General features: G+C 50.5%; 10 protein-coding genes. 4 read left to right on the forward strand and 6 right to left on the reverse strand.

The genetic code is table 11. The annotated features are described in order from the left end of the window. Window positions 1-389 precede the first annotated feature (389 nt). The gene (locus tag JRI46_06765) at window positions 390-1,253 is read left to right on the forward strand and encodes a cysteine protease (GenBank protein ID MBW2039282.1); all 864 of its coding nucleotides are present in this window, start codon (window positions 390-392) and stop codon (window positions 1,251-1,253) included. Here the strand turns inward: JRI46_06765 and JRI46_06770 are convergent. From JRI46_06770 to JRI46_06790, 5 genes are read right to left on the reverse strand one after another with little or no spacing between them, the layout of a single operon-like run. After that, the gene (locus JRI46_06770) at window positions 1,250-1,867 is read right to left on the reverse strand and encodes a formylmethanofuran dehydrogenase (GenBank protein ID MBW2039283.1); all 618 of its coding nucleotides are present in this window, start codon (window positions 1,865-1,867) and stop codon (window positions 1,250-1,252) included. The two genes, JRI46_06765 and JRI46_06770, sit on opposite strands and share 4 nt — an antisense overlap. Next, window positions 1,864-3,465, reverse strand: a complete 1,602-nt coding sequence (locus JRI46_06775; GenBank protein ID MBW2039284.1) for an ABC transporter ATP-binding protein — start codon at window positions 3,463-3,465, stop codon at window positions 1,864-1,866. Before JRI46_06775 ends, JRI46_06770 begins: the two co-directional genes overlap by 4 nt. Beyond that, on the reverse strand, window positions 3,462-4,304 hold the full coding sequence (locus JRI46_06780) for an ABC transporter permease (protein MBW2039285.1): 843 nt from the start codon (window positions 4,302-4,304) through the stop codon (window positions 3,462-3,464). Before JRI46_06780 ends, JRI46_06775 begins: the two co-directional genes overlap by 4 nt. Next, entirely contained in the window at window positions 4,304-5,227 is a 924-nt protein-coding gene (locus JRI46_06785; GenBank protein ID MBW2039286.1) for an ABC transporter permease, read from the reverse strand. Before JRI46_06785 ends, JRI46_06780 begins: the two co-directional genes overlap by 1 nt. Beyond that, entirely contained in the window at window positions 5,224-6,735 is a 1,512-nt protein-coding gene (locus JRI46_06790; protein ID MBW2039287.1) for an ABC transporter substrate-binding protein, read from the reverse strand. Before JRI46_06790 ends, JRI46_06785 begins: the two co-directional genes overlap by 4 nt. 390 nt (window positions 6,736-7,125) lie before the next feature. On the opposite strand from JRI46_06790, the gene JRI46_06795 reads away from it, so the two are divergent. From JRI46_06795 to JRI46_06805, 3 genes are all read left to right on the forward strand, one after another. Next, entirely contained in the window at window positions 7,126-8,304 is a 1,179-nt protein-coding gene (locus JRI46_06795) for an LL-diaminopimelate aminotransferase (GenBank protein ID MBW2039288.1), read from the forward strand. 147 nt (window positions 8,305-8,451) lie between these two features. Continuing rightward, window positions 8,452-9,510 carry a radical SAM protein gene (locus JRI46_06800; GenBank protein MBW2039289.1) on the forward strand — a complete coding sequence of 353 codons (1,059 nt, stop codon included), beginning with the start codon at window positions 8,452-8,454 and terminating at the stop codon, window positions 9,508-9,510. A gap of 295 nt (window positions 9,511-9,805) precedes the next feature. Beyond that, complete coding sequence (locus JRI46_06805) at window positions 9,806-12,652, forward strand: UPF0182 family protein (GenBank protein MBW2039290.1); 2,847 nt, start codon at window positions 9,806-9,808, stop codon at window positions 12,650-12,652. Window positions 12,653-12,875: 223 nt separating this feature from the next. On the opposite strand, the gene JRI46_06810 is transcribed toward JRI46_06805, so the two are convergent. Beyond that, on the reverse strand, window positions 12,876-13,298 hold the full coding sequence (locus JRI46_06810) for a DUF4019 domain-containing protein (GenBank protein ID MBW2039291.1): 423 nt from the start codon (window positions 13,296-13,298) through the stop codon (window positions 12,876-12,878). Window positions 13,299-13,579 lie beyond the last annotated feature (281 nt).

Below are 13,579 nucleotides of genomic sequence, written 5' to 3' on the forward strand. Positions count from 1 at the left end.
AAATACCATTACAGGCTAAAACAAGGGCACCTCTGTAAACTTCTTCTCCTAACACGCCCAGGAGGTTGGGGTTAGGTTGTTACCTTATCTATCGCCTGTTAGAAACGAATATACAAAACATTAGTTTAAAAATCTAGCTATTGTCAAGCAAAACCTTGATCGGGTTAAACACGGATTTTAGACTTCAGAGACCCAAGAAGGGGTTTAAGGACAGGACATGGCCAACCCTGAGGGGCAATTTCCCCCTTGACCTTGCCGCATAGTAGGGGAAGAATAGGGTAAGTTGATGATAAAACGTACTTCAAAGGCCAAATGGAATAATGGAGCTTATAAATTGCATATCTGAGTTAATGAAAACAGTGATTATGTTTTTGTAGGAGGTATTTGCTATGGACAAAAAGGCTATGGGTTGGTTGCCCGATTATCCCGATTATCGGGATTATACCATAGGGCATAGGGAAGTAGAGCCGATGTTAAAGAAGGTGGGCCTAGCTAAACCGAGAAAGGGAGAAGTTCCGAAATCTGTTGATCTGAGGGAGTGGTGTCCACCTGTCGAGGATCAGGGGGAGCTTGGGTCTTGTACGGCCAATGCAGGAGTGGGGTTGGTGGAGTATTTTGAGCGCCGGGCCTTTGGGAGGCACATTGACGCCTCCCGCCTCTTTCTCTATAAGGTAACCAGAAACATCCTGAATTGGAAGGGGGATACTGGTGCCTTCCTCAGGACTACCATGGGTGCCATGGTGCTGTTCGGGGTTCCGCCAGAGGAATATTGGCCCTATGTAATTGAGGATTTTGATGCAGAACCTCCACCTTTCTGTTACGCCTTCGCCCAGAACTACCAGGCCATCAAATACCTGCGCCTCGACCCACCCGATACCTCTAAAGAGGATCTTTTGATCCAGATAAAGGGGGTTTTGGCTGCTGGGGTTCCTTCGATGTTTGGCTTTACCGTCTATAGCTCCATATCCGAGGCAGGCCCTGAAGGAAAGATCCCCTTTCCCTGTCCTGGGGAGAAGATCATCGGTGGTCATGCCATAGTAGCGATGGGGTATGATGATAAGGTCAAGATCGTAAACCCCACCTGCGCTGCGGAGACCCAAGGGGCCCTCCTCATCCGCAACTCCTGGGGCGAGGGGTGGGGGGATAAGGGATACGGCTGGCTCCCCTATGAGTATGTCTTAAAAGGCTTGGCCATCGACTGGTGGGTTCTGCTCAAGAACGAGTGGGTCGATACCGGGGAGTTTAAGCTTTAAGCATCAGTGCAGTACCTTGAGAAGCAGGGGAGGCAGAGGGTCTTTCCATTACAGATCCTTGCCCGCGTCTCCATACATTCTTCTCCGCAAAGGTCGCACCGGAGGTTGTTGAAGACCATGGCCTTAGGGGGAGGCTCTATTTCGGCCTCCTTTACCTCAAAGAAGACCTTATTGGGTATCTCCAGGAGGGAGAGGGCGATCCGTCGATGGTTTTCTTTAAACCTTTTTTGCTCCCTTTCATTAGCATCGCCCGCTAATACTTTCTTGGACAAGGCTGGGTGACCGGGGTACTGTTGCCAGATGTCGCCCTGGCCCTTGGCATAGAGCCTGACGACCTGGTTATTGTCCCGCCGTCCGAAGAAGTAGACATGCTTGCCATGATCCCAAAACTTTATGTTCCCTTTGCCAAAGGTGCAGCCGGTGATTACCTGAACGGCGTCAAAGGCACAGGAGTTGTTAGAGACAATGGCAAAGAGGTCCTCATGGGGAGGAGTTATCCCCAGGAGTTGGAGACTATAGGTGGAGGCCTTGTAGCCGATGACCAAACCCGGACAGAGGTGTCCGTGGAAATCCACACAACGAGAAAGCAATATCGGTATTGGTTGCTCTTTCACTTTTGCCCCCTTTCTTCTTCAGCGAATCTCCTCCAATAATTGTCTGCCCCCTCATATTTGTGGCGGTCGAGGTCGAGGACTTGATCGGCCACCTTGGAGGCGAGTCCCAAATCGTGGGTGATGAAGGTCAAGGAAAACCCCATCTCGGCCTGTAATTCGAGCAAGAGGTGCAGAATATCTGAGCGCAGAACCGGATCTATCCCTGCGGTGACCTCATCAGCAATAAGGAGGGTAGGACTGAGGACGATCCCTCTGGCAATGGCCAACCTGGCGATCTCGCCCCCGCTCAGGTGGTGTGGGTACTCTTGGAGAAAGGCGGTAGTGGTTGGCAAGGCGACCAACTCGAGGGACTGTTTAATGAGGAGGGATCGCTCCTCTTTTCTCCCGGGGCCATGGAGCAAAAGGGGTTCCTCCACCACCTCCCTCACGGTGAAACGGTGGCTTATGGTCTCATGGGGGTTTTGGGGGATGAGCTGCACCTCTCTCTTTAGATCGGAGAGGTTGTAAGTGACCTTTCCCTGGAAGTGGCGTATCTGCCTTGCCATGACCCTGGCAAGGGTAGTCTTACCACTGCCCACCTTACCCACTACGGCAATGGTCTCACCCCTTTTGATCTCCAGGGAGACGGGGGGGAAGACCTCTTTCCCCTCATAGCTTACGGTGACACCCTCCAAGTGACAGACAGTCTCAATTCCTCCCAGTAGGCAGCGGATAAGACGACCAGGGGAGACCTCCTGCAGGGGAGGGAAGACCTTTGAGCATTCCTTCTGTTTCTGAAAGCATCGAGGGGCATAGGGGCACCCCTCTCCCCCTGCCGGTGCCCTCTTCATCCTCTCCAATTCCTTCTTGCGGTCAAGGGATGGGGAACTTCTGATAAACTGGCGTGTATAAGGGTGTAGCGGTTTACTGAAGACCTCCTCCTTTGGTCCTACCTCTACCGAGGTTCCCCGAATGATGAAGATCACCTCGTCAGCCAATCTCTGTGCCTCCTCGACATTGTTGGTCACAAGGAGTATCCCCTTTTCTGTCTTGAGCCCTTCGATAATCTCCCAAACCCTCCTTTTGCTTTTCCTATCCATAGAAGAGGTAGGTTCGTCAAGCAGCAGTATGGGAGGGTCGAGGATCATGGCATTCAGAAAGAGGGCCTTTTGCCTCTCGCCGCCGCTTACCTGGTGGGGGTATCTCTCCAAGAGGCCCGGGGAGAGCCCAAGGCTCTTTATCCATCCCTCCAAATCGATGCGTGGGGGCACCCCTCGTTTTCTCGACACCTCCAGGATTTGATACGTCAGGGGAAAAGAGGGGTCAAACCAGTTGAAGCTATTCTGGAAGACCATGGAGACCTTGGTCCAGCGATAGTCTCTTAAATTCCTTATCGCTCCTAAGGGTAATCTCTCCTCCCCAATCCTGATGGCTCCCTCCATCTTGGCCTCATCGATCAATCCCATAATGGCCCTGGCGATGGTGCTCTTGCCACTGCCCGACTCACCGAGGATGGCCACAAGCGTTCCTGTCTTCAACTCAAAGGAGAGCTCCCGTGCAGCCACCACGGCCTCTCCCCCTCTAACATATTCTACCTGGAGACCTTCAACAGCAATCACCCTTGTTGTCTCCTCAATCTTGGTTCCACCATTTCTTCCATCATGGCTCCAAGAACCCCCAGGCTGATCAGTAGCAGTGACAGGGCGACAGAGGGACCTAAGAGCCACGACCACCAGTTGGGAAAACCAGGATACTCCAGGGCGTTGCGCAACATCCCCCCCCAGCTTTTCCCCTCAAAGGCACATACCCCCAAAAAAGAGGCGATGGCCTCCAGAAATACACCCATCTTGAACTTCCTCACCACGGCCAGCATGATCAGGGGGTAAAGTTCTGGCAATACGTGTCTGATCAGCAGATAAGGCCTCTTTGCCCCCAATCCCTCGGCATATCTTACGTAAGGTTTGGTCAAGGTCTCTTTGATCTTCTCGCGGAAAATTCTGGTGCTATGGGCCCAGAGGAAAAACGAGAGCAGAAGGATCAACCGGACGGCATCTACCTCTATGTATACTCCAAAGAGGATGATCAGCAGGAGGGAGGGGATGGTGATCATCAGGTCAACAAACCTCATGAGGACCTGTTCCATTGCCCACCCCATTGTGGTGGCGAGGAAACTGAAGAGGATGGCGATAAAAGTTCCCAACAGCGCACAACCAAATCCTATCCATAGGGTATACCTCGCCCCCCAGATCACCTCACTGAGGATATCTTGTCCCAAATCGTTGGTTCCTAGAATATGGCGCAGATTGTAGGTGAGGAAGGGACTGGTAACGTAGTCACCCTCCGGATAAGGGGCCATCCAGAAAGGGAAGATGGCCAGAAGAAAAAAGATGAGGATTATCCCGAGGCAGGCCCAGGCGAGCTTTTCCCTTTTCAGGTATCCCCAGTACTGAATGTGCATTATTCCCTCACCCCCAATCTTTTGTTTATCAGGTCCGCCGCAAGGTTAAACCCCAACACCGACATGGTGAGCAGGAGGATGATCCCGTTGATAAGGGGGTAGTCCCGTGAGAGGATGGCCTCCTGAAGGAGAGAACCCAGTCCAGGATAGTGGAATACAACCTCCACGACAATTCCCGCTGTCAACAGGGTGCCCAATGACACGGCTAACCTCTGGATCCAGAGGGGAAGGATGTTCCTGGCTAGGTGAAGGTATTTGATCCTCGTATTCCCCACCTCCTTGGCCTGAAGGGCGAGGACGAAGGGTTCCTTCAGGAGAAAGACCACGTTGTTTCGAGTCAGGAGGAAGTTCAGGGTGACGTGGGAGACAATGAGGGTTAGGGTGGGGAGAACGAGATATTGAAAGACCTCCAAGGGACCGGAGCCGGAGATGGAGGTGACCCCTCCCGGGAAGAAGCGATAATAAAAGAGGTAAAGGAGCACACCGCCCGAGACCATTGGCGGGAGGGCACCGAGGCCGATAAAGGTAAAGAGCCCCAGGCGGTCGAAAGGGCTGTCTTTCCTGGTGCCCGCCTCCATCCCGAAGATGAAGCCTATCAAAGCAGAAAAGAGGAAGGCCGGCACGACCAAAAACAGACTCCTCCTTCCATAATCCCAGAGGAGGTGGGATACCTCCTCCTGCTCCACTAGGGAGTAGCCCAACTCCCCAACAAAGATATTTTTCAAAGAGGTAAGGACTTGTTCATAGATGGGTTTGTCCAATCCGTAACGAGCCCTGAGGGATTCTAATAGGGCCGGGGGGACCTCGGCTATAGGGTCGTTATAATAGAGCTCCAGCGGGTCCCCCGGCAAAAGATGTGGGAGGGTAGAGAGGAAGGTCAAGATGAGAAAAAAGGCTATGGTATAGGATACAAATAGCCTCACTGCTTCCTTTCGACAAAGATCAGTTTGTTAAGAGGCAGGGGAATCCCGAAGGCGACTCCCCCTGGCGTCAGGTAGAATTCTGCCTTGTCACTAAAGGCATAATACCAGGTCGGGTAATAAAGGGTCAAGGCAGGGAGCTTCTCGGCATAGACCTCCTGAAATTTGCACATGACCTTTCTTCGCTCCTCTTTGTCCCTTAACCTTTCCACCTTCTTTAAGAGGGCCTTCAACTGTGCGTCCTCGAACCTGGCGCTGTATGTGACCTTCTGGGTGATGAATTTAACCATCATTGAGGGCGCTCCACCAAGACCGCCGTGCCCCGTGATGGCGAGATCGAAATTGTCCTTCATGATCAGGGCATCGGCCGTGTTTAAGTCGTAGAATCGCACTTTTACCTTCAGACCCACCCCTTTCAATGCCTTCTGGACAAACTCTGCATCCTTGCGGAAGCGGCTAGAGGCGATCATCGTAATCTCGGTGGGGAGGTTGGCCTTTCGGATTAAACGCCTTGTCATCTCCGGCCTATACGGGTATTGATTTGAAGAGGGACAGTACCAGGGATTATCATCTGGGAGAAAATTGGGATTCCCCTTTTTGGCAAAGCCCATCTTCACGATTTTTACCATGGCCTCCCGATCTATGGCGTAGGCAATGGCCTGCCTGGCCTTTTGGTGGGTAAAGGGGCCTTTGCGCGTATTGAACAAGAGCTTCAAATTCCAGTAGGATGGGCCGGAGATTACCTTTAGCCCATTTTCCTGCATGCGGGGGATCATCTTGCCGTTTATCCGGGCCATGTCTATCTCCCCGTTTATGAGGGCCTGGTGTTGGTCAGGCACCTTTTTGAAGATGACCTTCTCGAACTTGGGTTTCCCCATGAAGTAGTCATGATTGGCCCGGTAGATGTACAGGTCCTCGCCCTTGTGGTATTCCTCTAAGATAAAGGGACCAGTGCCAATAAAAGAGCGAGGCGCCGTGAAATGGTACGGATCTCCCACACCCTTCCAGATATGTTCAGGAATGATAAGCATGGTCCCCACATAGTGGCCGATAAAGTCCGGATTTGGGCCCTTGAGGTATACAGTGACCTTCCTTCCCTTGACCTGAACATCTTTGATTAGACAGGAGACCTTACCGTAAAAGGGGACGGGGTACTTAATAATGTATCGGAAGGTAAAAGCCACATCCCGGGCCGTGAGGGGCTTTCCATCATGCCAGAGGATTCCCTCTCGAATCAGGAAGGTCCAGCTATTTTCCTTCTCATTATAGGACCACTTCTCTGCCAAGAAGGGGATGGTCCCCTTTTGGTCCTTCCACACCAAGGTATCAAAAAGGAGAGAGGCCCTGCAGTATCCTGGTCCACGGGGGACACAGGTGTAGGGATTTGGATAGCCCCAGGAGGCCCTCAGACCGGTTGCATCCCCGAGGACAATGGTCTGCGCCCTACCTGTGGGGATAAGGGTTAGCAATAAAAAGAACAGGAAAGACAACAAGATATAAATTCTCTTCATCTTCTCACCTCCACATAAAAAAAGTCACAAAGGTTTCAGAGGCTTCTGCCTCTTTTGGGCCTTCGTGACCCTGTTGTTTCGATCACCAAATTTTCATAAAAACCGTAAGACATTTGCCCCTCTTTGTCAAGGGCCTTATTTTTTTAAACTGTGAAATCTGGGGCAGAAAAAGGGGCGATGGAAACAAGGGGTTGACAGAGGAGGGGGGATATGTTAATTACACAGCAGAGAGGGGCCAAATGGGTTTAATGAATCTTTACCTTTATTATTATGTGGGGGAAAATAGGAGCCTATGGGCCTCTCTGTAGTGATGATCTGAAAGCAAAAAGGATTACCAGGGGCCGATGGGCACAATGCTTATCGGCCCTTAATTTTTTTGGAGGTGACTCCATGGAGAGAAGGGCAAAGTTTGAACCGGCACAGCGCCTCAAGGAGCTCCCCCCATATGTCTTTGCCGAGATCGAGGCGAAGAAAAAGGAGCTGGAGGCCAGAGGTATAGAGATCATAGACCTGGGCAGGGGAGACCCCGACCTTCCCACCCCCCCACATATCGTCCAACGGCTCAAGGAGGCCTTAAAGACCCCAGATTTCAACCGCTATCCCTCCTATGTTGGGCTTACGGAGTTCCGCCGGGCTGCGGCCCGCTGGTATAAAAAGAGGTTTGGCGTATCCTTCGATCCAGAGACTGAGGTCGTCTCCCTCATCGGCTCCAAAGAAGGGGTGGCCCATGCCCCTCTAGCATATATTGACCAGGGAGATATCGCCTTGTTTCCTGACCCCTGTTTCCCGATCTTTTATACCTCTATCCTCTTTGCCAAGGGAAGGCCTTATCCCATGCCGTTGTTGGAGAAAAACGACTTTGTCCCCGACCTGGGCCAGATCCCACAGGAGGTAACTGAGGCGGCCAATTTGCTTTCCATAAACTATCCCAACAACCCTACAGCAGGGGTGGCCTCCAAAGAGTTTTTCCGAGATGTTGTCCGCTTTGCCAAGAAGTACCACCTTGTTGTGGTCCAGGACCTGGCCTATTCGGAGATCTACTACGATGATCATTACATCCCCAGCTTCTTTGAGGTGGACGGGGCCATGGATGTGGGGATCGAGTTTCACTCCCTCTCCAAGACCTACAATATGGCTGGTTGGCGCATTGGGTTTGCGGTGGGCAATGCCGAATTATTGCGCTACCTGGTCTTGGTGAAGACCAACATAGATGCGGGCATCTTCGAACCGATCCAGTTGGCTGGGGTAGAAGCCCTTGAGGGTGATCAATCGGGTGTTGACGAGCTGCGCAGGATATACCACCGACGCAGAGATATCCTGGCGGCTGGGCTGCGCCAGGCAGGACTCGATTTCAGGCTCCCTCAGGCCACCTTTTATTTCTGGGTGCGGGTACCCTCTGGGCACACCTCAGCCTCCTTTGCCGATCACCTCCTGGATGAGGCAGGGATTATGGTAACCCCAGGGCACGGCTTTGGCCAATACGGAGAGGGATACATCCGCCTCTCCTTCACTGTCCCAGATGAGGAGCTTCAGGAGGCCGTCAACCGATTGGCAAAGATTAAGGTGTAGGTTATTTATGTGTATGAATGGGATGTTGTTGAATGGGTTGGATTACTCTTTAACAACGCTTGGGTGCCTTAGAGATAGCAGCCGAAGAAACTCTCATTCCCCTTCCACTCCTTTGGGAGTAGAGAAGTTTTTTGTAAGGAGTGAGTTATGTATGAGCAGGGAGTCATCAGGCCGCCCAGCGAAGCATCGAGCTTATTAGTACGGGTGACGCGAAATTGTCCCTGGAACAGGTGTCTTTTTTGTCCTGCATACAAAGGGACGACCTTTTCCAAAAGGAGCGTTGAGGAAGTTATAAGAGATATCGATTCCATGGCCGAGGACTATGGCCCCAATGCCGATATGATCACAACGGCATTCTTGCAGGATGCGGACAGTCTGATCATTTCAACTGCAGAATTAGTGTCAATCATTGAGCATCTTAAAAAAAAGTTTCCCAAGGTTACCCATGTAACTACATATGCCCGCACAAAGACTATGAAGAGAAAGAACGTCGATGACTATAAACAGCTCAAGGAGGCGGGTTTGACGAGGATCCATACGGGCATGGAAAGTGGGTCTGCCACTGTATTGGAGATGGTACGAAAGGGATCGATCCCTGAGGATATCGTAGCTGGAGGTCTTCGGGTTATGGAGGCCGGTATTTCGCTTTCAGAGTACATCATGCCGGGCCTTGGAGGGCAAACCTTGAGCACAGAACACGCCCTTGAGACCGCCAAGCTGCTTAATACGATTAGACCGGACCACATCAGAGTACGCACCTTTGCCATGCACCCAGAGTCACCCATGAAAAAGATGGTTGAGGATGGGACATTTGTCCCGATGAGTGATGATGAGATTGTGGCTGAGATACGGTTACTCGTCGCTAACCTCGACGAGATGCACAGCTATTTTCACTGCGGTGATTTCAGTTTAAACCTCTTGATGCAGGTTGATGGATATCTTGACCGCCAAAAAAGTGCGATGTTGGAAGAGCTGGACGCATTTCTCTCGTTGACCAAAGAGCAGAAACAGGCCTATTCCCTTTTGCAGCGTTCGTATCCTGCCTTCCAGCAACCGATCGAGGCAGTCAAGGATGAGAAGGTGCTGAAACAGGTGTTGCGCGAAATTGAAAGATTGGAAAAGAAAGGCGAGGAAGGGTTCAATAAATACATACAGATGCTTATGTCCTATCAATTACCACAACCACAGACCGATAACTGGACGTAAAATAAATTGCGAAAAGTTAATATTATTGAATCAGGGTTAAATTACTCTGTCAACAACATCCCCTTTTCACCCCCCATATCAAGACGCAACTCTCATTTTCTTCCCAATAAAATTTCGAAAATCAAGACCTTATTCCCAACGATTTCTTCTACTTCCCTGATATGCTGAAAAAATATGAATACTTCTACCCAGAAACGCAAGTTTTCATGTTGCCAATCCGGTCAGTTCTGTATATACTCCTTCAATGTTCTTGTCATTTTCCGAGATTGTTGGCCTTTAGAGAGGAGATGATAAAATGAGAGAGCAGACAGGACTTTTCCGAGTGGTTATTGCAGTCATAGTGATTCTCATTGTGCTGGGTGCGTTGGCCTCGAGCTTTTATACGGTTTGGCTTTGGTTTCAGAACCTACAGTTTTCCTCAGTGTTTCTTACCATGGTGATCTCAAAAATTCTGATTGGCCTGGCTGCCGTACTGGTTTTTCTCCTGGTCGTGGGGATCAATTATTATGTTGCCCGACTCTACGTGAAAAAGACCCATCCTGTAAGTGATGGAGAGGGCGGGATTTCTGTAGAAGGTCTTCCCATCAGTGAAAGGGGGATCCGCTGGGCCATTGGGGCCTTTCTCATCATTGTTGCCCTGATGATAGGCAGCGCTGCCTCCACAAAGTGGAGTATGATCCTACTCTATTTTCACCCCAAGTCATTCGGGATCTCTGATCCCATCTTCGGCCGGGATGTGGCATTTTATGTTTTTTCTTTGCCTTTCTACCTGTTTCTGAAGAACTGGCTCATAGGCTTTGTGGTTTTTTCTGGTGTGGTTGCCATCCTGGTATATAGCAGGGGGAACCTCATACATATGGAGGTGGGAACCATCCAGGCCCAGGACCAAAAGGTGCAGCTACCTAGCAAATTGAGAATAGATTCGTCCGTAAGGAAGCACTTGTCCATTCTGGGGATGATCATAGCTGCCCTTTTGGTATGGGGATACTGGCTGAAAGTCTACCAGCTTATGTACTCAACAGGGGGGCCGGCCTTTGGAGCGAGCTATACGGATATTCACGTGCAATTGGTAGCGTACAGAATTCTGATGGTAGTCCTTGGAGCTTTTGCCATCTTCCTGGCAGTAAACATGGTCCTGCAAAGGAGGGGCGTTCTTTTGGTTGGCCTGGCAGTAATCCTCGGAGCCATGGTGGTGGCCAGCTTCATCATTCCGTCTATCGTGCAGAATTTCGTCGTGAAACCTAATGAACTTGATATGGAAAGACCATACATCGCCTATAACATCGAAAATACTCGCAGGGCTTATAACCTCGACAGAATCGAGGAGGAGGATTTCATCGTCGATGAAAATCTCACCATGGCGGACATCGTGAAAAACAGGTTGACCATCGAAAATATTCGGATCTGGGACGAACGACCCCTGAAGGAAACGTACCAGCAACTCCAGTCGATTCGGCTGTATTATGATTTTTCAGGTATTGACGTGGACCGCTATATTCTCGATGGTCAGTATCGGCAGGTGACCCTCTCGGCCCGTGAAATCTCTGTGGATCAGTTACCTCGCCAGGCGAAAACATGGGTGAACAGGCACCTGAAGTTTACTCACGGCTATGGACTGGCTCTGAGTCCTGTCAACCAGGTCACCCAGGAGGGGCTCCCAAATTTGTTGATCAAGGATCTCCCCCCCGTGACCCGGGGCATTGAAGTCAAGCGACCCGAGATCTATTATGGAGAGAAGACGAAAAACTACGTCATTGTTCAGACGAAGGAAGAAGAGTTTGATTACCCCAAAGGAGACAGCAATGTCTATACGACGTATCAGGGGGATGGAGGGGTTCCCATCAATTCTTTCCTGAGAAGGCTTCTCTTCGCGATCACTTTCAGGAGTACGGATATTCTCTTTACCGGTTATCTAACACCGCAAAGCCGGATCATGTTTTATCGGCCCATCGACAAACGCGTGAAAAAGATTGCCCCCTTTCTCCGGTTCGACCGGGACCCTTATCTGGTCATTGCCGACGGGCATCTCTTCTGGATCCTCGACGCCTACACCACAACACCCATGTATCCCTATTCCTCCAGGATGTCGAAAAAATTCGGTTTGGAAATCAACTACATACGGAATTCGGTCAAGGCCGTTGTCAATGCCTACACGGGCAAGGTTGACCTCTATGTTATAGATGAGGCCGATCCGATCATTGGGAGTTTCATGGAGATCTTTCCGGATCTGTTTCGACCCATAGATGAAATGCCCGAGTCTCTAAAATCTCATATTCGCTACCCGAGAGACCTTTTTGATATTCAGGCGGCCATGTACCGATCTTACCATATGCAGGATGTGCAGGTTTTTTACAATCAAGAAGACCTCTGGGAGATTCCTAATGAACTCTACGCCGATACCCAGCAAGAGATGGTACCTTATTACATCATCATCAAGCCGCCGGGCGAGAAGCGTGAAGAATTTCTCCTGATGCTTCCCTTTACACCTTCCAAGAAGGCCAACATGATTGCCTGGCTTGCGGCGCGAAGCGATATGCCTAACTATGGAGATCTTTTAGTTTACAAGCTCCCAAAGGACAAGCTTGCCTTCGGTCCCATGCAGGTGGAAGCCAGGGTGGATCAACAGACTGAAATTTCTCGCGAATTGACCCTTTGGGGACAGATGGGCTCACGAGTTATTCGGGGGAACCTCATGGCAATCCCCATCGAGAAGTCCTTCCTCTACGTGGAGCCTGTCTACCTGCAGGCCAGCCAGGAATCAAAACCAGAGGTTGAAACCCCTGGAAGAATGGCAAGACCCTCTATGGGCCGACCGGAAAGGCCCACACGGAGCATTGCCCTTCCCGAGTTGAAGCGGGTGATTGTGGCCTATGGCAACGAAGTGGTCATGAGAGAGGATCTGGCTGGCGCACTGGCCGCAATCTTTGAAGAAATGGAGCTTCCCAAAGAGGTCATGCCAGGGGAAAGGGTAGAGAAGAGATCGATCCAGGATCTGATCGTTTCTGCCCTGGACCAATACAAGACAGCTCAGAAATACCTGAAGGCAGGGGACTGGGCAGGATACGGACAGGCACTCGAAAAAATGGAAGAGATACTGGAGGAGCTTGCTCAGGCAGGTAAAAGCGTCCCATCCAAAAGGTGATATCTCCATACCTCTGTAGATTTGCGAGGGGAAGGGTAAGATAAATGGGTACCTCCCGCAATTTTTCTCTTTAACTACCCTTGAGTGCCCTTGAATGCCTTGGAGATAGCAGACGAAGAAATTCACATAATTTGATGTTCCAGGAGCATCAAGGTTTGTCTGCCTTGGCATGTGACCCCCTTTTCCCTCCTAACGGTCGGCTGCATCCGCTGGTTGGGTGTTTCTATTTCATGTAGTACCCTGAAACCCGCCACTTCCCGTCTCTATCCACCATAGGGGTGACAGTCTCAATGGCAGATTTCTTGTTCTCAAAGGAGGCCCTGAACTGGATCACAACATACTCTCCATCCGGGGCTCCTGGCAAAGAGGTACAATAGCGCTTTGATTTGAGTTCTCTTGAGATGTTTTTCCCTAAAGGCCTTCTCAATGCTTGCATCGTCTGTTGCCATTGCTCTTTGGACACGGCTGTCTTGAAGAACTCGGCTGCCTCATCCCAGCTTTCCCCATACCTTTCGGCATCTACGAGCGTGAGCCAAGATTGCGCCGCTTTTATGGCTACCTTTTCCGCCTGCGGATTGGTTGATGAGCCGCAACTGAGAATGCTGAGGATTCCGATTGTCAGCAGAACCGCGATGACCCTTTTCATTGCAATCTCCTTTCTCGCGCCCCACGCCAGAGCTATGTTGCGGGTAGACAGCGAAGCTGTTAGCCGTCAGTTTCAGTGAGTAGTTAGGCCGATTGAATATTTCATTTATTAAATGTCAGGACAGACCTTAATCTTAGGCCTCTTCTCTTCATGAATTATATTATTACATGAGTCAAGAGCAGACTTGATAATCATATAAAGGGCACCTCCTGTCCCATCGCAAAAATGATAAAGTACGATGCGATGGGGGAAATAGACAGTTAATTAACCAAAAGGAGGTG

The sequence above is a fragment of the Deltaproteobacteria bacterium genome (genome assembly GCA_019308925.1).
Taxonomy (GTDB): Bacteria; Desulfobacterota; B13-G15; order B13-G15; family RBG-16-54-18; genus JAFDHG01.